This is a genomic window from Catellatospora sp. KI3 (genome assembly GCF_029948125.1).
Lineage (GTDB): Bacteria > Actinomycetota > Actinomycetes > Mycobacteriales > Micromonosporaceae > Catellatospora.
In genome coordinates, this window is the sequence record NZ_JASAMB010000002.1 from 148,676 (window position 1) to 171,718 (window position 23,043).

At 67.8% G+C, this 23,043-nt stretch carries 22 protein-coding genes and 1 tRNA gene; all 23 read left to right on the forward strand.

All coding sequences use genetic code 11. The annotated features are described in order from the left end of the window. Positions 1 to 97 precede the first annotated feature (97 nt). The 23 genes from QEZ54_RS04530 (at position 98) to rpsC (ending at position 23,042) form a co-directional block, all read left to right on the forward strand. A tRNA-Trp gene (locus QEZ54_RS04530) sits at positions 98 to 170 on the forward strand. Positions 171 to 372: 202 nt separating this feature from the next. After that, positions 373 to 777 (forward strand): preprotein translocase subunit SecE, encoded by a 405-nt coding sequence (gene secE / locus QEZ54_RS04535; protein WP_281303189.1) that lies wholly within the window; start codon positions 373 to 375, stop codon positions 775 to 777. 24 nt (positions 778 to 801) lie between these two features. Next, complete coding sequence (gene nusG, locus QEZ54_RS04540; RefSeq protein WP_281303190.1) at positions 802 to 1,509, forward strand: transcription termination/antitermination protein NusG; 708 nt, start codon at positions 802 to 804, stop codon at positions 1,507 to 1,509. A gap of 233 nt (positions 1,510 to 1,742) precedes the next feature. Next, on the forward strand, positions 1,743 to 2,174 hold the full coding sequence (gene rplK / locus QEZ54_RS04545; RefSeq protein ID WP_281303191.1) for a 50S ribosomal protein L11: 432 nt from the start codon (positions 1,743 to 1,745) through the stop codon (positions 2,172 to 2,174). An 88-nt stretch (positions 2,175 to 2,262) separates the two neighbouring features. Next, positions 2,263 to 2,973 carry a 50S ribosomal protein L1 gene (gene rplA / locus QEZ54_RS04550; protein WP_281303192.1) on the forward strand — a complete coding sequence of 237 codons (711 nt, stop codon included), beginning with the start codon at positions 2,263 to 2,265 and terminating at the stop codon, positions 2,971 to 2,973. 356 nt (positions 2,974 to 3,329) lie between these two features. Continuing rightward, entirely contained in the window at positions 3,330 to 3,866 is a 537-nt protein-coding gene (gene rplJ, locus QEZ54_RS04555) for a 50S ribosomal protein L10 (protein WP_281303193.1), read from the forward strand. Between the two features lie 79 nt (positions 3,867 to 3,945). After that, positions 3,946 to 4,326, forward strand: a complete 381-nt coding sequence (gene rplL / locus QEZ54_RS04560; protein ID WP_212827753.1) for a 50S ribosomal protein L7/L12 — start codon at positions 3,946 to 3,948, stop codon at positions 4,324 to 4,326. Positions 4,327 to 4,778: 452 nt separating this feature from the next. Continuing rightward, positions 4,779 to 8,210, forward strand: a complete 3,432-nt coding sequence (locus tag QEZ54_RS04565) for a DNA-directed RNA polymerase subunit beta (protein WP_281303194.1) — start codon at positions 4,779 to 4,781, stop codon at positions 8,208 to 8,210. Between the two features lie 95 nt (positions 8,211 to 8,305). After that, complete coding sequence (locus QEZ54_RS04570) at positions 8,306 to 12,208, forward strand: DNA-directed RNA polymerase subunit beta' (RefSeq protein ID WP_281303195.1); 3,903 nt, start codon at positions 8,306 to 8,308, stop codon at positions 12,206 to 12,208. 79 nt (positions 12,209 to 12,287) lie between these two features. Next, entirely contained in the window at positions 12,288 to 12,638 is a 351-nt protein-coding gene (locus QEZ54_RS04575; RefSeq protein WP_281303196.1) for a hypothetical protein, read from the forward strand. Positions 12,639 to 12,667: 29 nt separating this feature from the next. Continuing rightward, positions 12,668 to 13,255 carry a hypothetical protein gene (locus QEZ54_RS04580; RefSeq protein WP_281303197.1) on the forward strand — a complete coding sequence of 196 codons (588 nt, stop codon included), beginning with the start codon at positions 12,668 to 12,670 and terminating at the stop codon, positions 13,253 to 13,255. A gap of 490 nt (positions 13,256 to 13,745) precedes the next feature. Further along, entirely contained in the window at positions 13,746 to 14,129 is a 384-nt protein-coding gene (gene rpsL, locus QEZ54_RS04585; protein ID WP_120317147.1) for a 30S ribosomal protein S12, read from the forward strand. Next, positions 14,129 to 14,599 carry a 30S ribosomal protein S7 gene (rpsG, locus tag QEZ54_RS04590; protein WP_281303198.1) on the forward strand — a complete coding sequence of 157 codons (471 nt, stop codon included), beginning with the start codon at positions 14,129 to 14,131 and terminating at the stop codon, positions 14,597 to 14,599. Before rpsL ends, rpsG begins: the two co-directional genes overlap by 1 nt. An 87-nt stretch (positions 14,600 to 14,686) precedes the next feature. Next, on the forward strand, positions 14,687 to 16,783 hold the full coding sequence (gene fusA, locus QEZ54_RS04595) for an elongation factor G (protein ID WP_281303199.1): 2,097 nt from the start codon (positions 14,687 to 14,689) through the stop codon (positions 16,781 to 16,783). Between the two features lie 154 nt (positions 16,784 to 16,937). Continuing rightward, on the forward strand, positions 16,938 to 18,131 hold the full coding sequence (tuf, locus tag QEZ54_RS04600; RefSeq protein WP_281303200.1) for an elongation factor Tu: 1,194 nt from the start codon (positions 16,938 to 16,940) through the stop codon (positions 18,129 to 18,131). A 459-nt stretch (positions 18,132 to 18,590) separates the two neighbouring features. Beyond that, a complete protein-coding gene (gene rpsJ / locus QEZ54_RS04605; protein ID WP_007073037.1) occupies positions 18,591 to 18,899 on the forward strand; it encodes a 30S ribosomal protein S10 in 309 nt (102 codons plus the stop codon). Positions 18,900 to 18,912: 13 nt separating this feature from the next. Then, on the forward strand, positions 18,913 to 19,575 hold the full coding sequence (rplC, locus tag QEZ54_RS04610) for a 50S ribosomal protein L3 (RefSeq protein WP_281303201.1): 663 nt from the start codon (positions 18,913 to 18,915) through the stop codon (positions 19,573 to 19,575). Then, positions 19,572 to 20,216 (forward strand): 50S ribosomal protein L4, encoded by a 645-nt coding sequence (gene rplD / locus QEZ54_RS04615; protein ID WP_281303202.1) that lies wholly within the window; start codon positions 19,572 to 19,574, stop codon positions 20,214 to 20,216. The genes rplC and rplD overlap by 4 nt, the downstream gene beginning before the upstream one ends. Continuing rightward, complete coding sequence (gene rplW, locus QEZ54_RS04620; protein WP_212827732.1) at positions 20,213 to 20,515, forward strand: 50S ribosomal protein L23; 303 nt, start codon at positions 20,213 to 20,215, stop codon at positions 20,513 to 20,515. Before rplD ends, rplW begins: the two co-directional genes overlap by 4 nt. Positions 20,516 to 20,531: 16 nt before the next feature. Continuing rightward, positions 20,532 to 21,371 (forward strand): 50S ribosomal protein L2, encoded by an 840-nt coding sequence (gene rplB, locus QEZ54_RS04625; RefSeq protein ID WP_281303203.1) that lies wholly within the window; start codon positions 20,532 to 20,534, stop codon positions 21,369 to 21,371. Positions 21,372 to 21,384: 13 nt separating this feature from the next. Further along, the gene (gene rpsS / locus QEZ54_RS04630) at positions 21,385 to 21,666 is read left to right on the forward strand and encodes a 30S ribosomal protein S19 (RefSeq protein WP_212827730.1); all 282 of its coding nucleotides are present in this window, start codon (positions 21,385 to 21,387) and stop codon (positions 21,664 to 21,666) included. Between the two features lie 33 nt (positions 21,667 to 21,699). Continuing rightward, entirely contained in the window at positions 21,700 to 22,212 is a 513-nt protein-coding gene (gene rplV / locus QEZ54_RS04635) for a 50S ribosomal protein L22 (protein ID WP_281303204.1), read from the forward strand. Next, positions 22,212 to 23,042: a 30S ribosomal protein S3 gene (rpsC, locus tag QEZ54_RS04640; RefSeq protein ID WP_281303205.1), complete on the forward strand. Its 831-nt coding sequence runs from the start codon at positions 22,212 to 22,214 to the stop codon at positions 23,040 to 23,042. The genes rplV and rpsC overlap by 1 nt, the downstream gene beginning before the upstream one ends. Position 23,043 lies beyond the last annotated feature (1 nt).

Here is a 23,043-nt window from a genome sequence, read left to right on the forward strand (position 1 = left end):
TTGGCTCACTCGCCCGGATACCCGTACACTGGTCCGCCGTGGGGTTAGTGACCTCTGACGGTGAGCTACAAGCGCCGTTCAGATGACTTTCCCGCACAGGGGTGTGGCGCAATTGGCAGCGCAGCGGTCTCCAAAACCGCAGGTTGCAGGTTCGAGTCCTGTCGCCCCTGCGGCTTCGGCCTACCGGCCTCGGTGGGCGATCCGTGGGTTACTGGCCGCCGGTACGTCCGGCGGTGCACCATGGGTCGTATGGCCCTCTCGGCCCCACTGGGGCAGGGGCCAGCGTGACAGGTGCCTCTCGACAGCGAGGGCACACGGGCCCGTGTCCCTGCACGGATCCGACACCACCCCGCGAGATGGAAGTAGGGCGCAGTGGCCGAGAGCAACCGACGTGGCGAGGACGCCGCGGCCGAGCACGTTGACGACGTGTTCGACGACGCTGTCGACGATGACGCTCTGACCGACGAGGACGCTGCCGTCGGCGGCGGACGCGGCACGGCCACCAAGGCCCGCCCGGTCACGGACGGCAAGGGCGCTCGCGCGGCGAAGAAGGCGGATGCGACCGAGAAGGTCGGTTTCTTCGGTCGAATCGGACGTTTTGTCCGTGAGGTCGTGGCCGAGCTGCGTAAGGTCATCTGGCCGACCCGCAACGAGCTGCTCACCTACACGGCCGTCGTGCTCCTGTTCGTGACCGCCATCATGGCGATCGTGACCGGCCTCGACTACCTGTACGCCAAGGGTGTCCTGTTCGTGTTCGGCGATCACAACGCCAAGTAACAAATACGGAAGTGAGCGAGCTACGTGCCTGAGTACGACGAGACGGCCCAGTCCGACGACACCGAGCTGACCTCCGCGGTCGCGGTGTCCGACGAGCCGGTGCCGAGCGGGGCGGCGGAGCACGCTGAGGACGAGTTCGACCCGGCCGCGGAGCTGCGCCAGAAGCTCCGGTTCGCTCCGGGCGACTGGTATGTCGTGCACTCGTACGCCGGTTACGAGAACAAGGTCAAGACCAACCTCGAGACCCGGATCACGAGCCTCGACATGGAGGAGTTCATCTTCCAGGTCGAGGTGCCGACCCGCGAAGAGGTCGAGGTCAAGAACGGCAAGCGCACCCAGGTGCAGAGCAAGGTCTTCCCCGGCTACCTGCTGGTCCGGATGGACCTCACGCCCGAGTCGTACTCGTGCGTGCGCAACACGCCCGGGGTGACCGGCTTCGTGGGTGCCACCGACCGCGCCGACCGGCCCGCGCCGCTCAGCCTCGACGAGGTGTTGAAGTGGCTGCTGCCGTCGGTGGAGCAGCCGGGCGCGCAGAAGAAGGTCAAGGCCGAGATCAGGGTGCTCGACTTCGAGGTCGGCGACTCGGTCACGGTGACCGACGGCGCGTTCGCCTCGCTGCCGGCGACGATCAGCGAGATCAACGCCGACCAGCAGAAGCTCAAGGTGCTGGTCTCGATCTTCGGCCGGGAGACCCCGGTCGAGCTGAACTTCAACCAGGTCGCCAAGATCTGACGAAGTGCTGCGGACGCGGCGGGTGGCCCTCGGCCCCCGCCGCGTTCTGCGTCCGCGGTACGGCGTGCGCGGTCACACCCACCTCGGTGGATAGGCGCGTACCAGTATGCGGTAGCCTTGAACGTCCGGCCTGTGCCGCGCGCTGACCGTGCGCGCTCTCGCACCGGCCGGTCCGGTGTAAACCACCCTGATCCGGCGTTCGATGCCGGGTCGACAAGTCCCAGGAAGTAGACATGCCTCCGAAGAAGAAACTCGTCAAGACGTTCACGCTGCAGCTGAAGGCCGGCCAGGCCACCCCGGCTCCGCCGGTGGGTCCGGCGCTGGGTCAGCACGGCGTGAACATCATGGAGTTCTGCAAGGCGTACAACGCCCAGACCGAGTCGCAGCGCGGTGACATCGTCCCGGCGCAGATCAGCGTGTACGAGGACCGTTCGTTCACGTTCATCCTGAAGACGCCGCCCGCCGCCCGTCTCCTGATCAAGGCCGCCGGCGTGCCCAAGGGCTCCGGCGTCCCGCACACCACCAAGGTCGGTTCGGTCACCCGCGCCCAGCTGCGCGAGATCGCCGAGAAGAAGATGTCCGACCTGAACGCCAACGACATCGAGATGGCCGAGCGGATCATCGCCGGCACCGCTCGGTCGATGGGCATCACCGTCAAGGACTGACGCCGTCGTACGGCGTACGCGCCGACGGTGACCCCATTTCGTGGGAGGGCCCGGCACGGGCTCGACACAACCACAGGAGATCTGAGAAATGAAGCACGGCAAGACCTACAACAAGTCCTTCGAGCAGGTGGACCGCAGCAAGCTGTACGGCCCGCTCGAGGCGATCAAGCTCGCCAAGGACACCACCAAGGTGAAGTTCGACGCCACGGTCGAGGTCGCGATGCGCCTCGGCGTCGACCCCCGCAAGGCGGACCAGATGGTCCGCGGCGTGGTCAACCTGCCGCACGGCACCGGTAAGACCGCCCGCGTCATCGTCTTCGCCTCCGGCGAGAAGGCCGCCGAGGCGACCGCCGCCGGTGCCGACGCCGTGGGCACCGACGAGCTGGTGGCCCGGATTCAGGAAGGCTGGCTGGACTTCGACGCCGCGATCGCGACGCCGGACCAGATGGCCAAGATCGGCCGTATCGCGCGGATCCTGGGCCCGCGCGGTCTCATGCCGAACCCGAAGACCGGCACGGTGACGATGGACGTCGCGAAGGCGGTCGGCGACATCAAGGGTGGAAAGATCACCTTCCGGGTGGACAAGCACTCGAACCTGCACCTGATCATCGGCAAGGCCTCGTTCTCGGAGGAGCAGCTGGTCGAGAACTACGCCGCCGTCCTGGACGAGGTGCTGCGGTCCAAGCCGTCCGCGGCCAAGGGCAAGTACCTCAAGAAGGTGTTCGTCACCACCACGATGGGCCCGGGCATCCCGGTCGACCCGAACGTGACGCGCAACTTCCTGGAGACCGAGGCCTGATCCGCCTCGCTCCGCTCCGGCGCCGCCCGCACCACGCGGGCGGCGCCGGAGCCTTTCCGGGGTACGTCACACCGACCCGATTTGGTGGGCCGATACCCGGTCACGTACAGTCGTCGTAACAGTTCCACCCAAAGACCGCTGGTCATCGTCCGGGAGATCCGGGCGATCGAAGGTCCCGCCGCTCGGCAACGAGCGGGTGAACGGGCGGCCCGCGCAGGGAAGAACGGTGAGTCTTTGAACGGCCCCGAGCCGTGTGAAGCCCCGTGCGCCCTGCGCCGGGGCGTTTTCGTTTTCCCATTCGCTGCCGCGCCCAGGGTCCCCGACAGGCCAGCCTGGAGTACGAGAGAGGAGGGGACATGGCGGACAAGATCCGTGCCGACAAGGCCGGCAGCGTCGCGGAGCTCACCAAGCGCTTCCAGGAGTCTGGCGCCACGGTGCTCACCGAGTACCGCGGCCTGACCGTGAAGCAGCTGACCGAGCTGCGTCGTTCGATGGGCGGTGCCGAGTACACCGTCGCCAAGAACACGCTCGCGAAGATCGCCGCGACCAACGCCGGTCTGACCGGTCTCGACGCTCTGTTCACCGGTCCTACCGCGCTCGCCTTCGTCTCCGGCGATGTCGTCGAGGCGGCCAAGGGCCTGCGCGACTTCGCCAAGGCCAACCCGCTGCTCGTCATCAAGGGCGGCGTCTTCGAGGGCAAGGCCATCTCGGCCGCCGAGGTCGGCAAGCTCGCCGACCTGGAGTCCCGCGAGGTGCTGCTGTCCAAGCTGGCCGGCGCGATGAAGGCAACCATGGGCAACGCCGCGGCCCTGTTCCAGGCGCCGCTGGTGAAGGTCGTTCGCACGGCCGCCGCTCTGCAGGACAAGCGCGAGAAGGAGGGCGCCGACGCGTGAGCGTCGTCGCCTTCTGTCCCAATTTCTGCTCGCGGCGTCCTGCCGCAGCCGATGAACCCAGTACGAAAGGACGCCTGACATGGCGAAGCTGAGCACCGACGACCTCCTTGCCGCGTTCAAGGAGATGACCCTGATCGAGCTGTCCGAGTTCGTGAAGCAGTTCGAGGACACCTTCGACGTCAAGGCTGCCGCCCCGGTCATGGCCGGCCCGGTCGGCCCGGCCGTCGTCGCCGAGGCGCCGGAGGAGAAGGACGAGTTCGACGTCGTCCTCGACAGCGACGGTGGCAAGAAGATCCAGGTCATCAAGGTCGTGCGCGAGCTGACCGGCCTGGGCCTGAAGGAGGCCAAGGACGTCGTCGAGGCCGCCCCCAAGGCGATCCTCGAGAAGGTCAACAAGGAGACCGCCGAGAAGGCCAAGGCGAAGCTCGAGGCCGAGGGCGCCAAGATCACCCTCAAGTGATCCGGCGCCGCGTCCCGCCTGGCGGAACGCGGTCTACCGCGCAGATGCGCTCGTCGAGAGGCGGGCACCCGACAGGGTGCCCGCCTCTTGCGCTTCTGGCTGCGCGGATAGGCGTTCCGTTGCATAGTTGACGCCGTACGTGACACTGGAACCAGCCGTCGGGTCTTGACTGTGACCGCGACGCCAGGCAGTCTTTCTTCAGTACGACCTTCCGAGTTAGTAGCGGCAGGAGTGCGGAGCGTGGCGACACCGATCTGAAGGTGCTCTGGACCACGTTCTGCGGAAGCCTGCCTTTGAGACTCGACAGCGGTCTGTGCTTCGGCTACACTGCTAGTTTGCGCTGCCCTTCGACTTTTCCCGTGCCCAGAATGTCCGATGCCGGATGCTGGTCAGGGGTCGTCGGGATGCTCGCGTAACGGCCGTTGCACCACCGGTCCTCGGAAGGACGTATCTTGGCAGCCTCCCGCCCTGCGAAGACCAGTCGATCGTCGAGCGCGTTCGCTCCTCGCCGTATCTCGTTCGGCAGGATCACCGAACACCTCGAAGTACCAAACCTGCTCGCTATTCAAACCGAGTCTTTCGACTGGCTTGTCGGCAATGAGTCCTGGCAGACCCGTTCGGTGGATCTCGCCGACGCCCGCTCGGGCCTCGCGGAGATCCTCGAGGAGATCAGCCCGATCGAGGACTTCTCCGGCACCATGTCGCTCAGCTTCTCCGACCCTCGCTTCGACGAGGTCAAGGCCTCCATCGAGGAGTGCAAGGAGAAGGACCTCACCTACTGCGCGCCGCTGTTCGTCACCGCGGAATTCACCAACAACTCGACTGGCGAGATCAAGAGCCAGACCGTGTTCATGGGTGACTTCCCGATGATGACGCCCAAGGGCACCTTCATCATCAACGGCACCGAGCGCATCGTGGTCAGCCAGCTCGTCCGCTCTCCTGGCGTGTACTTCGCCAAGGAGCCGGACAAGACCTCCGACCGCGACCTCTCCAGCGTCAAGGTCATCCCGAGCCGGGGTGCCTGGCTGGAGTTCGACATCGACAAGCGCGACACCGTCGGTGTCCGCATCGACCGCAAGCGCCGCCAGGCGGTCACCGTCCTGCTCAAGGCCATCGGCTGGACCAACGACCAGATCCGTGAGCGGTTCGGCTGGTCCGAGCTGCTCATGACCACGCTGGAGAAGGACCACATCGCCGGCCAGGACGAGGCGCTGCTCGACATCTACCGCAAGCTGCGCCCTGGGGAGCCGCCGACCCGGGAGAACGCCCAGACCCTGCTCGACAACCTCTTCTTCAACCCGAAGCGGTATGACGTAGCCAAGGTCGGCCGGTACAAGTTCAACAAGAAGCTGGAAGTCAACGTCCCGATCACCACCGGCACGCTGACCGAGGACGACATCGTCGCCACCGTGGAGTACCTGGCCCGCCTGCACGCGGGCGAGGAGGGCTACGAGGCCGACGACATCGACCACTTCGGCAACCGCCGCCTGCGCACCGTCGGCGAGCTGATCCAGAACCAGGTTCGGGTCGGCCTCTCCCGCATGGAGCGCGTGGTGCGCGAGCGCATGACCACGCAGGACGTCGAGGCGATCACGCCGCAGACCCTGATCAACATCCGCCCCGTGGTGGCTGCGATCAAGGAGTTCTTCGGTACGTCGCAGCTGTCGCAGTTCATGGACCAGACCAACCCGCTCGCGGGTCTGACCCACCGTCGCCGCCTGTCGGCGCTCGGCCCGGGTGGTCTGTCGCGTGACCGCGCCGGCTTCGAGGTCCGCGACGTGCACCCGTCGCACTACGGCCGGATGTGCCCGATCGAGACGCCGGAAGGCCCGAACATCGGTCTGATCGGCGCGCTCTCGACGTTCGCGCGGGTCAACCCGTTCGGCTTCGTCGAGACGCCGTACCGCAAGGTCGTCGAGGGCCGGGTCACCGACCAGATCGACTACCTGACCGCGGACGAGGAGGACCGGTTCGTCAAGGCGCAGGCCAACGCCGTGCTGATGGGCGACGGCTCCTTCGCCGAGGACCGCGTCCTGGTCCGCCGGAAGGGCGGTGAGGTCGACTACGTGCCGCCGGCGCAGGTCGACTACATGGACGTGTCGCCGCGGCAGATGGTGTCCGTCGCGACCGCGATGATCCCGTTCCTCGAGCACGACGACGCCAACCGCGCGCTCATGGGCGCGAACATGCAGCGTCAGGCGGTGCCGCTGGTCAAGGCCGAGGCTCCGCTGGTGGGTACGGGTATGGAGTACCGTGCCGCCACCGACGCCGGTGACGTGGTCGTGGCCGAGGTGGGCGGCGTGGTCGAGGACCTGTGCGCCGACTACATCACGGTGCACCAGGACGACGGCTTCCGCCGCACGTACCTGCTGCACAAGTTCCGTCGGTCGAACTCGGGTTCCTGCGTGAACCAGAAGCCGACGGTGCTGGAGGGTGCCCGCGTCGAGGCCGGCCAGGTCATCGCCGACGGTCCCTGCACCGACAACGGTGAGATGGCGCTCGGCCGCAACCTGCTGGTCGCCTTCATGCCGTGGGAGGGCCACAACTACGAGGACGCGATCATCCTGTCCCAGCGCCTGGTGCAGGAGGACGTGCTCACCTCGATCCACATCGAGGAGCACGAGGTCGACGCCCGCGACACCAAGCTGGGCCCCGAGGAGATCACCCGGGACATCCCGAACGTCTCCGAGGAGATGCTGGCCGACCTCGACGAGCGCGGCATCATCCGCATCGGTGCCGAGGTCGTGCCGGGCGACATCCTGGTCGGCAAGGTCACGCCCAAGGGTGAGACCGAGCTGACCCCGGAGGAGCGGCTGCTGCGCGCGATCTTCGGCGAGAAGGCGCGCGAGGTGCGCGACACCTCGCTGAAGGTGCCCCACGGCGAGACCGGCACGGTCATCGGCGTGCGCACGTTCTCGCGCGAGGACGGCGACGAGCTGCCCCCGGGCGTCAACGAGCTGGTCCGGGTGTACGTGGCCCAGAAGCGCAAGATCCAGGATGGTGACAAGCTCGCCGGCCGCCACGGCAACAAGGGCGTCATCTCCAAGATCCTGCCGGTCGAGGACATGCCGTTCCTGGAGGACGGCAGCCCGGTCGACATCGTGCTGAACCCGCTGGGCGTGCCGGGCCGTATGAACATCGGCCAGGTGCTGGAGGTCCACCTCGGGTGGGTCGCCAAGACCGGCTGGAAGGTCGAGGGCGACGACGCGGAGTGGAAGAAGGCGCTGCGCTCCATCGGGGCGCACGAGGCCGAGGCCAACACCAACGTGGCGACCCCGGTCTTCGACGGCGCGCACGACGACGAGATCGCCGGCCTGCTCAGCAGCACCCTGCCCAACCGGGACGGGCTGCAGCTGATCGGCGAGTCGGGCAAGGCGAAGCTGTTCGACGGCCGGTCGGGCGAGCCGCTGCCGGACCCGATCTCGGTCGGCTACATGTACATCCTGAAGCTGAACCACCTGGTCGACGACAAGATCCACGCTCGGTCGACCGGCCCGTACTCGATGATCACGCAGCAGCCGCTGGGTGGTAAGGCGCAGTTCGGTGGCCAGCGGTTCGGCGAGATGGAGTGCTGGGCCATGCAGGCCTACGGCGCGGCCTACGCGCTGCAGGAGCTGCTGACCATCAAGTCCGACGACGTCCTGGGCCGCGTCAAGGTCTACGAGGCCATCGTCAAGGGCGAGAACATCCCCGAGCCGGGCATCCCGGAGTCGTTCAAGGTGCTTCTCAAGGAACTGCAGTCGCTGTGCCTGAACGTCGAGGTGCTGAGCAGCGACGGTGTGGCCCTGGAGATGCGCGAGACCGACGACGAGGTGTTCCGGGCCGCGGAGGAGCTCGGCATCGATCTGTCCCGGCGTGAGCCGAGCAGCGTCGAGGAAGTCTGATGAAGGCGATCCCCGGGGCTGGTCAGACCGCCCCGGGGATCACTTTCCCCATCAACTGATCCTGACGAAGACACGAGCAAAGAGGGATTTACAACGTGCTCGACGTTAACTTCTTCGATGAGCTTCGAATCGGCCTGGCGGGCGCTGAGGACATCCGGCGCTGGTCGCACGGCGAGGTGAAGAAGCCCGAGACCATCAACTACCGCACCCTGAAGCCCGAGAAGGACGGACTCTTCTGCGAGAAGATCTTCGGTCCGCAGCGGGACTGGGAGTGCTACTGCGGCAAGTACAAGCGGGTCCGGTTCAAGGGCATCGTCTGTGAGCGCTGCGGCGTCGAGGTGACCCGGTCCAAGGTGCGCCGTGAGCGCATGGGCCACATCGAGCTCGCGGCCGCCGTCACCCACATCTGGTACTTCAAGGGCGTGCCGAGCCGGCTGGGCTACCTGCTGGACCTGGCGCCGAAGGACCTTGAGAAGATCATCTACTTCGCCTCGTACGTGATCACGAGCGTGGACGCCGAGGCGCGCCACCGCGACATGAGCACCGTCGAGAACGAGATCTTCGCCGAGAAGCGCCAGGCCGAGAACGCCCGTGACGCCGAGGTCGAGAAGCGCGCGGTCAAGCTCGAGGCCGACCTGGCCGAGCTGGAGGCCGAGGGCGCCAAGGCCGACGTGCGCCGCAAGGTCAAGGAGGCCGGCGAGCGCGAGATGCGCCAGATCCGCGACAAGGCGCAGCGCGAGATCGACCGCCTGGACGAGGTGCTGGACACGTTCCGCAAGCTCGACTCCAAGCAGCTGGTCACCGACGAGCTGCTCTACCGCGAGCTGCGCGACCGCTTCGGCGAGTACTTCACCGGCGGCATGGGTGCCGAGGCGATCAAGGCCCTGGTCCAGAACATGGACCTGGAGGCCGAGGCCGAGTTCCTGCGCGAGACCATCCGCTCGGGCAAGGGGCAGCGCAAGCTGCGCGCGCTCAAGCGGCTCAAGGTCGTGGCCGCGTTCCTGTCCACCGGCAACTCGCCGCTGGGCATGGTGCTCGACTGCGTGCCGGTCATCCCGCCGGACCTGCGCCCGATGGTGCAGCTGGACGGCGGCCGCTTCGCGACCTCCGACCTGAACGACCTGTACCGCCGCGTCATCAACCGCAACAACCGCCTCAAGCGTCTGATCGACCTCGGCGCGCCCGAGATCATCGTGAACAACGAGAAGCGGATGCTGCAGGAGGCGGTCGACGCGCTGTTCGACAACGGCCGCCGCGGCCGTCCGGTGACCGGTCCGGGCAACCGCCCGCTCAAGTCGCTGTCGGACATGCTCAAGGGCAAGCAGGGCCGGTTCCGCCAGAACCTGCTCGGCAAGCGCGTGGACTACTCGGGCCGTTCCGTCATCGTCGTCGGCCCGCGGCTGAAGCTGCACCAGTGCGGTCTGCCCAAGCAGATGGCGCTGGAGCTGTTCAAGCCGTTCGTGATGAAGCGGCTGGTCGACCTGAACCACGCCCAGAACATCAAGTCGGCCAAGCGCATGGTCGAGCGTCAGCGCCCGGTCGTGTGGGACGTGCTGGAAGAGGTCATCACCGAGCACCCGGTGCTGCTCAACCGCGCGCCCACGCTGCACCGTCTGGGCATCCAGGCGTTCGAGCCGCAGCTGGTCGAGGGCAAGGCCATCCAGATCCACCCGCTCGTCTGCACCGCCTTCAACGCGGACTTCGACGGTGACCAGATGGCCGTGCACGTGCCGCTGTCCGCCGAGGCCCAGGCCGAGGCGCGCATCCTGATGCTGTCGAGCAACAACATCCTCAAGCCGGCCGACGGCAAGCCGGTGACCATGCCCACCCAGGACATGATCATCGGGCTGTACCACCTGACCCACCAGCGCAGCGGCATGCTGGGCGAGGGCCGGGTGTTCAGCTCCGAGGCCGAGGCGATGATGGCGTTCGACAACGGCGAGCTGCACCTGCAGGCGCCGGTGCGGATCCGCCTGCGCGACGTCACGTCGGTCGACAACGGCCCGTCGGCGGAGGCCTGGACCGCGCCGGAGGGCTGGGAGCCGGGCGACACCCTGCTGATGGACACCACTCTGGGCCGGGTCCTGTTCAACGAGACCCTCCCGGTGGGCTACCGCTTCGTCAACCACGAGGTGCGCAAGAGCCAGCTGTCGGGCATCGTCAACGACCTGGCCGAGCGCTACCCGAAGGTGGCTCTCGCCGCGACGCTGGACGCGCTCAAGGAGGCCGGTTTCCACTGGGCCACCTGGTCGGGCGTGACCATCGGCATGGAGGACGTCATCTCGCCGCCGCGCAAGGGCCAGATCCTGGAGCGGTACGAGAAGGACGCCGAGCGGATCGACAAGTCCTACCAGCGCGGTCTCATGACCGCCGAGGAGCGCCGCAGCGAGCTGATCGAGCTGTGGACCAAGGCGACCACCGAGCTGGCCAAGGAGCTGGACACGGCGCTGCCGCAGGAGAACCCGCTGTGGCGCATGATCCACTCCGGCGCGCGAGGCAACATGCTGCAGCTGCGTCAGATCGCGGCGATCCGTGGTCTGGTGGCCAACCCCAAGGGCGAGATCATCCCGCGGCCGATCAAGTCCTCGTACCGCGAGGGCCTGAGCGTGCTGGAGTACTTCATCTCTACGCACGGTGCCCGCAAGGGTCTGGCCGACACCGCGCTGCGTACCGCCGACTCGGGTTACCTGACCCGTCGTCTGGTGGACGTGTCGCAGGACGTGATCATCCGCGAGGACGACTGCGGCACCGACCGCGCCATCCCGATGGTGATCGGCGCCCGGACCCCGGGCGACCCCAACTCGCCGCTGCACGTGCACGAGCACGCCGAGACCGGGGCGCACGCCCGTACGCTGGCCGAGGACATGTCGGACCCGTCCGGCAAGCTCGTCGCGGCGCGGGGCACCGACCTCAACTCGATCGTGGTCGACGCGCTGGTCCGCGCGGGGATCGAGACGGTGCGCGTGCGCAGCGTGCTCACCTGCGAGAGCAAGCTCGGCGTCTGCGCGCTGTGCTACGGCCGGTCGCTGCCCGCGGGCAAGCTGGTCGACGTCGGCGAGGCGGTCGGCATCATCGCGGCCCAGTCCATCGGTGAGCCCGGTACGCAGCTGACGATGCGTACCTTCCACACCGGTGGTGCGGCCTCGGGTGAGGACATCACCCAGGGTCTGCCGCGTGTGCAGGAGATCTTCGAGGCGCGCGTGCCCAAGGGCAAGGCGCCGATCGCGGACACTCCGGGACGCATCCGCATCGAGGCCGGGGACCGGTCGAAGAAGATCATCATCGTGCCGGACGACGGCAGCGACGAGATCGTCCACGACAAGATCTCCAACCGCGTGAAGCTGAAGGTGCACGACGGCTCGCACGTGGAGGTCGGCGAGAAGCTCACCGAGGGCACCATCGACCCGCACGAGCTGCTGCGCATCATGGGCCCGCGCGCGGTCCAGGTCCACCTGACCAACGAGGTCCAGGAGGTCTACCGCTCGCAGGGTGTGATGATCCACGACAAGCACATCGAGATCATCATCCGCCAGATGCTCAAGCGCGTGACGATCATCGACTCGGGCGCCACTGAGTTCCTGCCGGGTGTCCTGGTCGACCGGGCGCAGTTCGAGGGTGAGAACCGCCGCCTGGTGTCCGAGGGCGGCGAGCCCGCCGCCGGCCGCCCGGTGCTGATGGGTATCACCAAGGCGTCGCTGGCCACCGAGTCGTGGCTCTCGGCCGCCTCCTTCCAGGAGACGACCCGGGTGCTCACCGACGCGGCGATCAACGCGCGCAGCGACTCGCTCATCGGCCTCAAGGAGAACGTGATCATCGGAAAGCTCATCCCGGCGGGTACCGGCATCAGCAAGTACCGCAACGTCCGGGTGGAGCCGACCGAGGAGGCCAAGGCGAAGGTCTACTCCATGACCTCGTACGGCGAGACCGACTACGGCTTCGGGCCGGCCAGCGGTGTCGCGGTGCCTCTGGACGACTTCGACTTCGGCTCGTACCGGTAGCGAGGGCGTCGGCCCGGCTCGCCGGGCCCTGAACTGAACAAGCGGTGATCGTGGCGTCACCCGTGTCGTTAGTAACGGCATGGGTGACGCCACGATCCTTTTCACCGGCCGCGACCCGGCCGACCCCGAGCCGGTCGCCGACAGCAAGGCCACCGCGGCGTTCGGCCTCGGCCTGCTGGCCGCCGTGACCGGCCTGGCCCTGGGCGGGCTGGTGCCAGGCACCATCGCGCTGGCGCTGGCCCGCCAGGCACGGGCGGACCTGCGCGCGGGCGAGGGCTGGCGCACCGGCGCGGGCCGGGTCCGCTGGGCCGAGCGGCTGGCCTGGCTCGGCCTCGCGCTGGCCGCGCTCAGCGCGCTGGCGCTGGCGGTGATGCTGGTGCTGCGCGGGGTGCGCTTCGGCCGGCAGGACTTCCCGCCCACGGTCGACTGATCCGGGCCGGGCCATGGCAGGATCGCGGTGTGAGCCAGCAACCGCCCCCGGTCCCGCAGTGGCCCGCACAGCCGCCCGTCCCGCCGCCTGTGCCGCAGCCGCAGTGGACGCCGCCGCCCGTGGCGGGTCCGGTGCCGGTCGCCTACCCCGCGCCGGCGCGCGTCGAGCCGGTCCCCGGCACGCCGTACGCGGTGGCGGTGCTGCCCGCGCCGTCGAGCGTCTCCGGGGTCGCCATCGGCGCCCTGTTGGCCGGCGTCGCCTCGGTACTGGTCTCGTTCGTGGTGTGGTGCCTGGGGCTGATCGGCAGCCAGGGCGGCTGGGGCGCGCTGGTGGCGGGCGCCTTCACCGTCCTGTCGGTGCTGCTCGGCGCGGCCGCGGTGGTGCTGGGCGTGGTGGCCCGGCGGCAGATGCGGGCCGCGGCCGCGACGGGTCGGGCCAGGATCACCGGCGGCGGCATGGCCGTCTCCGGCCTCGTCTGCGGCGCCGCGGGCATCGCCCTGGCGCTGACCGGGGTGCTGGTGGCGACGGTGCTCGTCCTCGGCGGCGACACACCGGCGACCCCGGAACCCGCGCCCACGACCTCGCGACCTGTGCCGAGCGCCTCGCCGACGCGGTGACTCCGCTCACCGGGGGCCGTCTCGTGCGAGGCCCCAGGGGCGAGGAGGTAGACTGTCAACGGAGTTCGTGTCGAAGACGGATCTGGTTTCAGTGGGGGCGCTCTCCCGGCATCGATGATTCAGCGATGAGTTCATCGACGGGCGTGGGCTCACCCCGTTTTGACCAGTCGGCCCTTGGTTCGGTACTCTTTCCCCTCGTGCCCGGGCATGCCCCGGGCCCCTCGTGCGTGCACCGAACGCGGGGAGCGGGACCCTTCGAGGCCTCGCAGACCGCGGCACCACGACAACGACAGACTCCGACAGCTCGAGCAATCGAGCCGCCGGGCCCGTGCGCCGGACGACACGCCCGACCGCGGGGGTCGAGTGGCGTCCCGGATCACACCGTGACAGCACCGATCGCGCAGCAGTTCGGGCCGTGTACGCGGCCTAGGCCACATAAGTTTCCACGGCGAAGGTCGTGGAGAGAACGTAAAGGGAGCGGAGAAGCCCGGTGCCCACCATCCAGCAGCTGGTCCGCAAGGGCCGCCAGGCGAAGACGAGCAAGACCAAGACGCCGGCGCTGAAGGGGAGTCCTCAGCGGCGCGGGGTGTGCACGCGTGTGTACACCACGACCCCCAAGAAGCCGAACTCGGCGCTTCGGAAGGTCGCTCGCGTCAAGCTGAGCAGCCAGATCGAGGTGACCGCGTACATTCCCGGCGTCGGCCACAACCTGCAGGAGCACTCCATCGTGCTCGTCCGCGGCGGCCGTGTTAAGGACCTGCCCGGCGTGCGCTACAAGATCATTCGTGGTTCGCTGGACACCCAGGGCGTCCGCAACCGCAAGCAGGCACGTAGCCGCTACGGTGCGAAGCTTGTCAAGGAAGGGAAGAAGTAATGCCGCGTAAGGGCCCCGCGCCGCGCCGGCCGCTGGCCGCTGACCCGGTGTACAGCTCGCCGCTGGTCACCCAGCTGGTGAACAAGATCCTGCTCAACGGCAAGCGCCAGCTCGCCGAGCGTGTCGTCTACGGCGCCCTGGAGGGCTGCCGCGAGAAGACGGGCACCGACCCGGTCGTCACGCTCAAGCGCGCCATGGACAACGTGAAGCCGACCCTCGAGGTCCGCAGCCGCCGTGTCGGTGGCGCGACCTACCAGGTGCCGGTCGAGGTCCGTCCGGCCCGGGCCACCACGCTGGGTCTGCGCTGGCTGGTCACCTACTCCCGCGCCCGCCGCGAGAAGACGATGGTCGAGCGGCTCATGAACGAGCTGCTGGACGCCAGCAACGGCCTCGGTGCCGCCGTCAAGCGGCGCGAGGACACGCACAAGATGGCCGAGTCGAACAAGGCCTTCGCGCACTACCGCTGGTGATTTGCCGTGGAGCCGGTCCCGGAATCCGGGCCGGCTCCACAACCTTGACTTTCGGGATGACTTTCCCGTTTCTGAAAGGATCGTGAAGTGGCCGCCGCAGACAGCGCCCTCGCCAAGACTCGCAACATCGGCATCATGGCGCACATCGACGCCGGTAAGACCACGACTACCGAGCGGATCCTGTTCTACACCGGTATCACGCACAAGATCGGTGAGGTCCACGAGGGCGCGGCCGTCATGGACTGGATGGAGCAGGAGCAGGAGCGTGGTATCACCATCACCTCCGCTGCTACCAAGTGTGAGTGGAAGGGCCACACGATCCAGATCATCGACACGCCCGGCCACGTCGACTTCACCGTCGAGGTGGAGCGTTCGCTGCGCGTGCTCGACGGCGCCGTCGCCGTGTACGACGGTGTCGCCGGCGTGGAGCCGCAGACCGAGAACGTGTGGCGCCAGGCTGACAAGTACAACGTTCCGCGTATGTGCTTCGTCAACAAGCTGGACCGCACCGGTGCGGACTTCTTCCGCTGCGTCGACATGATGATCACCCGGCTGAACGCCACGCCGCTGGTGCTGCAGATCCCGATCGGTCTCGAGGGCGACCACATCGGCGTCGTCGACCTGCTGGGCATGCGCGCACTGACCTGGCGCGGCGAGACCCAGAAGGGTGAGGACTACGCCGTCGAGGCGATCCCGGCCGACCTGCAGGCGCAGGCCGACGAGTGGCGCGTCAAGCTGCTCGAGACGCTGTCCGAGGCCGACGACGAGATCATGGAGCGCTACCTCGAGGGTGGCGAGTTCACGGTCGAGGAGCTCAAGGCCGCGATCCGTCGCGCCACCATCGCCGACAAGCTGAACCCGGTCGTCTGCGGCTCCGCCTTCAAGAACAAGGGCGTGCAGCCGATGCTGGACGCCGTGGTCGACTTCCTGCCCTCGCCGCTGGACATCCCGGCGATCGACGGCACGATGATGGACGGGGAGACCCCGGCGGTCCGCCACGCGGACCCGAAGGAGCCCTTCTCCGGCCTGGCCTTCAAGATCCAGACCGACAAGCACCTGGGCAAGCTGACCTACGTGCGCGTCTACTCGGGCACGCTCGAGTCGGGCTCGCCGGTGATCAACTCGACCAAGGACCGCAAGGAGCGGGTCGGCAAGATCTACCAGATGCACGCCAACAAGCGCGAAGAGCGCGCGACGGCGAGCGCCGGTGACATCATCGCCGTGCAGGGTCTCAAGCAGACCACCACCGGTGACACGCTGTCGGACCCGGCCAACCCGGTGATCCTGGAGTCGATGACCTTCCCGGACCCGGTCATCTCGGTGGCCATCGAGCCGAAGACGAAGGCCGACCAGGAGAAGCTGGGCACCGCGATCCAGAAGCTCGCCGAGGAGGACCCGACCTTCCGCGTGAAGCTCGACGAGGAGACCGGCCAGACCGTCATCTCCGGCATGGGCGAGCTCCACCTGGAGATCCTGGTCGACCGGATGAAGCGCGAGTTCAGCGTCGAGGCCAACGTCGGCAAGCCGCAGGTGGCGTACCGCGAGACCATCCGCCGCACGGTGGAGAAGCTCGAGTACACCCACAAGAAGCAGACCGGTGGCTCCGGCCAGTACGCGAGCGTCATCATCGGGCTCGCGCCGCTGCCCCTGGACGCGCCGGCGAGCTACGAGTTCGTCAACGCCGTGACCGGTGGCCGCATCCCGAAGGAGTTCATCCCCTCGGTGGACGCCGGCGCGCAGGACGCCATGCAGTACGGCGTGCTCGCGGGCTACCCGCTGGTCGGCGTGAAGATGACGCTGATCGACGGCAAGTACCACGAGGTCGACTCGTCTGAGATGGCGTTCAAGATCGCCGGTTCGATGGCGCTGAAGGAGGCGGCCCGCAAGGCCGACCCCGCCATCCTCGAGCCGATGATGGCAGTCGAGGTCGTCACCCCCGAGGACAACATGGGTGACGTCATCGGCGACCTGAACTCCCGCCGCGGCATCATCCAGGCCATGGAGGAGCGCGGCGGTGCCCGCGTCGTCCGCGCCCTGGTGCCGCTGTCGGAGATGTTCGGCTACGTCGGCGACCTGCGGTCGAAGACCCAGGGCCGGGCGAGCTACAGCATGGTATTCGACTCCTACGCCGAGGTTCCCGCGAACGTCGCGAAGGAGATCATCGCTAAGGCAACGGGCGAGTGATGTGACGATGGCGCCGGCTTCGGCCGGCGCCATCCTCGCTGAGCTCGTACAGCTGCAGCGAACGCAAGAGCGCCGGCGACCCCGGCGGGCAAAGGTCCTAAGCGCCAGTTGGCGCCGTCGGGCGAACGAACCAACAGTCCACAGGAGGACACCAGTGGCGAAGGCGAAGTTCGAGCGGACTAAGCCGCACGTCAACATCGGCACCATTGGTCACATCGACCACGGTAAGACGACGCTGACGGCGGCAATCACTAAGGTCCTGCACGACAAGTTCCCGGCTCTCAACCCGTACACCCCGTTCGACGAGATCGACAAGGCGCCGGAGGAGAAGGCTCGTGGTATCACGATCTCCATCGCGCACGTCGAGTACCAGACGGAGAACCGGCACTACGCGCACGTTGACTGCCCGGGTCACGCTGACTACATCAAGAACATGATCACCGGTGCCGCCCAGATGGACGGCGCGATCCTGGTGGTCGCCGCGACCGACGGCCCGATGCCCCAGACCCGCGAGCACGTGCTGCTGGCGCGTCAGGTCGGCGTTCCCTACATCGTCGTGGCGCTGAACAAGAGCGACATGGTCGACGACGAGGAGCTCCTGGAGCTCGTCGAGCTCGAGATCCGCGAGCTGCTGTCGAACCAGGAGTACCCGGGTGACGACCTGCCGGTCGTCCGGGTCTCCGCGCTCAAGGCCCTCGAGGGCGACGCCAAGTGGTCCGAGGCGCTCATGGGCCTGATGGACGCGGTCGACGCCGCGATCCCGCAGCCCGAGCGTGAGGTCGACAAGCCGTTCCTCATGCCGATCGAGGACGTGTTCACGATCACCGGTCGTGGCACCGTCGTCACCGGTCGTGCCGAGCGTGGCATCCTCAAGCCGAACGAGGAGGTCGAGATCGTCGGCATCCGCGAGAAGTCGATGAAGACCACCTGCACCGGCATCGAGATGTTCCGCAAGCTGCTCGACGAGGCTCGCGCTGGCGAGAACGTCGGTCTGCTGCTGCGCGGCATCAAGCGCGAGGACGTCGAGCGCGGCATGGTCGTGGTCAAGCCCGGCTCGACCACCCCGCACACCGAGTTCGAGGCGTCGGTCTACATCCTCTCCAAGGAGGAGGGCGGCCGCCACACCCCGTTCTTCCAGAACTACCGTCCGCAGTTCTACTTCCGGACCACGGACGTCACCGGCGTCGTCACGCTGCCCGAGGGCACCGAGATGGTCATGCCCGGCGACAACGTCGAGATGAACGTGAAGCTCATCCAGCCGATCGCGATGGAGGAGACCCTCCGCTTCGCGATCCGCGAGGGTGGCCGCACGGTCGGCGCCGGCCGAGTTACCAAGATCCTCAAGTGATCTGAGCGGGCGCCCCGCCTCGGCGGGGCGCCCGCAACCATGAACACGGCCCGCCAGCGCCGCCGAACGGCGCGCCAAGGGACATCCGTGTTCTCTGTACACGCAGGTCGGGCCCGTTTTAGTGAGGCCTGGCACCCTGATTTCACAATGGCGTACCTGGTACGGCATAATGAACAGGTTGCGTTGCGAGCGGTCACCTCGTGTGGGTGCACCGCGTCGCGCGGCGTCAGAGGAACGCAGACATCGATCCGGGATCACGACCTCGGGTCGAGAGCGCGGGACTCTGGCGGGAAGCTCCTGTGATCGGGCGTGATGCCCGTTGAGCCAAGCGAAAAGCCCCCACCAGGGCGAAAGTCTGGGTCAGCGCGCGACACGCCCGACCGCGGGGGTCGGAGAAGGTCGGTGCGTCGGCAGACTGCGCCGGCGGGGATCGCAATCAGAGAAGGAACAGAAGCCACCATGGCGGGACAGAAGATCCGCATCCGGCTCAAGGCCTACGACCACGAGGTCGTCGATTCCTCGGCGCGGAAGATCGTCGAGACGGTGACCCGCACCGGGGCGCAGGTTGCTGGCCCGGTGCCACTGCCCACGGAGATCAACCGTTTCTGCGTGATCCGTTCGCCGCACAAGTACAAGGACTCGCGCGAGCACTTCGAGATGCGCACGCACAAGCGTCTGATCGACATCATCGACCCGACCCCGAAGACGGTCGACTCGCTCATGCGACTCGATCTGCCGGCTGGCGTCGACATCGAGATCAAGCTGTAGGGACCGGTCACTGATGGACAGGCAAGTTAAGGGCATCCTGGGCGCCAAGCTCGGCATGACCCAGGTCTGGGACAACAACAAGGTAGTCCCGGTAACTGTGGTTCAGGCCGGCCCGTGCGTCGTCACGCAGGTCCGCACCGCGGACAAGGACGGCTACTCCGCCGTCCAGCTGGCCTATGGCGCGATCAACCCGCGCAAGGTGAGCCAGCCGAAGGCCGGGCACTTCGCCAAGGCGAACGTCGCGCCGCGCCGCCACATCGTCGAGCTCCGCACCACCGACGCCGGTGAGTACGAGCTCGGTCAGGAAGTCACCGTGGACACGTTCGCGGCCGGTCAGGCCATCGACGTCACGGGCAAGACCAAGGGCAAGGGCTTCGCCGGCGTCATGAAGCGGCACGGCTTCCACGGCCTCAAGGCCAGCCACGGTGTCGAGCGCAAGCACCGCTCGCCCGGCTCGATCGGCGCCTGCGCCACGCCGGGCCGCGTGTTCAAGGGCGTCCGCATGGCGGGTCGCATGGGTGGCGTGCGCTACACGGCGCAGGGCCTCACCGTGCACGCGGTGGACACCGAGAACAACCTGCTGCTCGTGCGGGGCGCCATTCCGGGCCCGAAGGGTGCGCTGATCCTCGTGCGTACCGCCGCGAAGCTGAAGAAGAAGGGTGGTGCCGCGAAGTGAGCACGGTTGACGTGATCAGCGCTGCGGGCGCCAAGAGCGGCTCGGTCGAGCTGCCCGCCGACGTCTTCGACGTGCAGGCGAACATCGCCCTGATGCACCAGGTCGTGGTGGCCCAGCTGGCCGCCGCGCGCCAGGGCACGCACAAGGCGAAGAGCCGCGGCGAGGTCGCCGGTGGCGGCAAGAAGCCGTACAAGCAGAAGGGCACCGGTCGCGCCCGTCAGGGCTCGATCCGCGCGCCTCAGTTCGCCGGTGGTGGCGTCGTGCACGGTCCCGTGCCGCGTGACTACAGCCAGCGGACCCCGAAGAAGATGAAGGCCGCCGCGCTGCGCGGTGCCCTGTCGGACCGGGCCCGCAACGGCCTCGTGTACGTGGTGTCGGCGTTCGTCGACGGCGAGACCCCGTCGACCAAGGCCGCCCTGGCCACGGTCAAGGCGACTGCCGGCGAGGCCCGCAAGGTGCTCGTCGTGCTGGGTGCCGAGGACGAGGTCAACTGGGTGAGCCTGCGCAACCTGCCGCAGGTGCACCTGCTCGAGGCCGGCCAGCTGAACACCTATGACGTCCTCAACAGCGACGCGGTGGTCTTCACCACCGACGCGCTCGAGGAGTTCCTGGGCGTGCCCGCAGAGGAGGGTTCCAAGTGACGACGATTGCCGACCCGCGCGACATCATCGTCGCCCCGGTGGTCTCCGAGAAGAGCTACGGCGAGCTCAACCGCAACTGGTACACCTTCCTGGTGCACCCGGACGCGAACAAGACCGAAATCAAGATCGCTATTCAGCAGATCTTCAACGTTCGGGTGCTGACCGTGAACACGCTCAACCGCGAGGGCAAGCGCAAGCGCACCCGCACCGGCTGGGGTCAGCGCAAGGCTACGAAGCGCGCGATGGTGAAGCTCGCCGACGGCGACCGCATCGAAGCCTTCGGCGGACCGGTGAGCTGAAGGGTTATAGAAGACAATGGGTATCCGTAAGTACAAGCCGACGACGCCCGGTCGCCGTGGCTCCAGCGTCGCCGACTTCACCGAGATCACCCGGTCGACGCCGGAGAAGTCGCTGCTCGTTCCGCTGCCGAAGAAGGGCGGGCGCAACGCGCACGGCCGGATCACCACTCGGCACCAGGGTGGCGGCCACAAGCGTCAGTACCGTCTGATCGACTTCAAGCGGGTGGACAAGGACGGCGTGCCGGCGAAGGTCGCGCACATCGAGTACGACCCCAACCGCACCGCGCGCATCGCGCTGCTGCACTACGTCGACGGCGAGAAGCGCTACATCATCGCGCCGAAGGACATGAAGCAGGGCGACCCGATCGAGTCGGGTCCGGGCGCGGACATCAAGCCGGGCAACAACCTGCCGCTGCGCAACATCCCGGTCGGTACCACCATCCACTGCGTGGAGCTGCGTCCGGGCGGCGGGGCCAAGATGGCCCGCTCGGCCGGTGTCGGCATCCAGCTGCTGGGTCGCGAGGAGGACTACGCCACGCTGCGTATGCCCTCGGGCGAGATCCGCAAGGTGGACGTGCGCTGCCGGGCCACCATCGGCGAGATCGGCAACGCCGAGCAGTCGAACATCAACTGGGGCAAGGCCGGCCGTATGCGGTGGAAGGGCAAGCGCCCGACCGTCCGCGGTGTCGCCATGAACCCGGTCGACCACCCGCACGGTGGTGGTGAGGGCAAGACCTCCGGCGGTCGCCACCCGGTCAACCCGCAGGGTAAGCCCGAGGGCCGTACCCGTAAGAAGGGTCAGGCCAGCGACAAGCTGATCGTCCGCCGCCGCTACGCGAACCGCAAGCGCGGGTAAGGGAGACTGACACATGCCTCGCAGCCTTAAGAAGGGCCCGTTCATCGACGACCACCTGCTCAAGAAGGTGGAAGCGCAGAACGAGAAGGGCACCAAGAACGTCATCAAGACCTGGTCGCGCCGCTCGACCATCGTGCCGGACATGCTGGGTCACACCATCGCCGTGCACGACGGCCGCAAGCACATCCCGGTCTTCGTGTCGGAGGCGATGGTCGGGCACAAGCTCGGCGAGTTCGCGCTGACCCGCACGTTCAAGGGTCACGAGAAGGACGACCGGAAGAGCCGCCGTCGCTGACGGCGGACCGCATAAGGAACAAGGGGAAACACGATGCCAACGAATGACGCGCAGGCCGCGCCGGGCGCCCGTGCGGTCGCCCGCCACGTGCGCCTGTCCGCCACCAAGGCGCGCCGTGTGGTCAACCTCGTTCGCGGTCTGCCCGCGAAGGAGGCACTGACGGTGCTGCAGTTCGCGCCGCAGGCCGCGAGCGAGCCGGTCTACAAGGTGCTGGCGAGCGCCATCGCGAACGCCGAGAACAACGAGCGCCTCGACCCGGACGCGCTGCTGGTCAGCGCGGCGTACGTCGACGAGGGCCCGACGCTGAAGCGGTTCCGGCCGCGGGCGCAGGGCCGGGCGTACCGGATCCGCAAGCGCACGTGCCACATCACCATCGAGGTGGAGGCCGTCGCGCCGAAGACTCCGGCCCGCAAGGCCACCGCCGCCGCGAAGGCGACGCCGGCCAAGGCTGAGGCGGCCGAGGCCGCGCCGGCCAAGGCGACGAAGGCCACCAAGGCCAAGAAGGCCGTCGACGCCCCGGTTGCCGAGCAGGAGGAGACCAACTAATGGGTCAGAAGGTTCACCCGATTGGGTTCCGGCTCGGCATCTCGACCGACTGGAAGTCCCGCTGGTACGCCGACAAGCTCTACAAGGACTACATCGGCGAGGACGTCAAGATCCGTCGCATGATGGCCAAGGGCCTGGAGCGCGCCGGCATCAGCAAGGTCGAGATCGAGCGGACCCGTGACAAGGTGCGCATCGACATCCACACCGCCCGGCCGGGCATCGTCATCGGCCGCAAGGGCGCCGAGGCCGACCGCCTGCGGGGCGAGCTGGAGAAGCTCACCCAGAAGCAGGTCCAGCTGAACATCCTCGAGGTGAAGAACCCCGAGTCGGACGCGCAGCTGGTGTCGCAGGGCATCGCCGAGCAGCTCACGGGCCGCGTGGCGTTCCGCCGGGCGATGCGCAAGGCGATCCAGTCGGCGATGAAGAACCCGATGGTCAAGGGCATCCGCGTGCAGGTCTCCGGCCGTCTCGGCGGCGCGGAGATGAGCCGCACGGAGTTCTACCGCGAGGGTCGGGTGCCGCTGCACACGCTGCGCGCCAACATCGAGTACGGCTTCTTCGAGGCGCGTACCACCTTCGGCCGCATCGGCGTGAAGGTGTGGATCTACAAGGGTGACGCTGTGCCGGGTCGCGAGACCCCGGCGGAGTCCGCGGGTCGCCCGCGTCGCCAGGAGCGGGGCGGGGAGCGGTCCGAGCGTCCGCGCCGCGGCCGTTCGGGTGCGACCGGCACGACTGCCGCGGGTACCGAGGCCGGCCGTGCGGCCGCCGCGGAGCTCACCAAGGACAACGCCGACGCGGCTCCGGCCGTGGCGGTTGAGCAGGAGGGCTGAA

Bases quoted from the DNA above. Each gene is read 5' to 3' on its own strand.
- rplA (WP_281303192.1), top strand. From the start codon at position 2,263: ATGAAGCACGGCAAGACCTACAACAAGTCCTTCGAGCAGGTGGACCGC.
- rplC (WP_281303201.1), top strand. From the start codon at position 18,913: ATGGACAGGCAAGTTAAGGGCATCCTGGGCGCCAAGCTCGGCATGACC.
- rpsC (WP_281303205.1), top strand. From the start codon at position 22,212: ATGGGTCAGAAGGTTCACCCGATTGGGTTCCGGCTCGGCATCTCGACC.
- rplV (WP_281303204.1), top strand. From the start codon at position 21,700: ATGCCAACGAATGACGCGCAGGCCGCGCCGGGCGCCCGTGCGGTCGCC.
- rpsS (WP_212827730.1), top strand. From the start codon at position 21,385: ATGCCTCGCAGCCTTAAGAAGGGCCCGTTCATCGACGACCACCTGCTC.
- rplB (WP_281303203.1), top strand. From the start codon at position 20,532: ATGGGTATCCGTAAGTACAAGCCGACGACGCCCGGTCGCCGTGGCTCC.
- rpsG (WP_281303198.1), top strand. From the start codon at position 14,129: ATGCCGCGTAAGGGCCCCGCGCCGCGCCGGCCGCTGGCCGCTGACCCG.
- QEZ54_RS04575 (WP_281303196.1), top strand. From the start codon at position 12,288: ATGGGTGACGCCACGATCCTTTTCACCGGCCGCGACCCGGCCGACCCC.
- rplJ (WP_281303193.1), top strand. From the start codon at position 3,330: ATGGCGGACAAGATCCGTGCCGACAAGGCCGGCAGCGTCGCGGAGCTC.
- rplK (WP_281303191.1), top strand. From the start codon at position 1,743: ATGCCTCCGAAGAAGAAACTCGTCAAGACGTTCACGCTGCAGCTGAAG.
- rpsJ (WP_007073037.1), top strand. From the start codon at position 18,591: ATGGCGGGACAGAAGATCCGCATCCGGCTCAAGGCCTACGACCACGAG.
- rplL (WP_212827753.1), top strand. From the start codon at position 3,946: ATGGCGAAGCTGAGCACCGACGACCTCCTTGCCGCGTTCAAGGAGATG.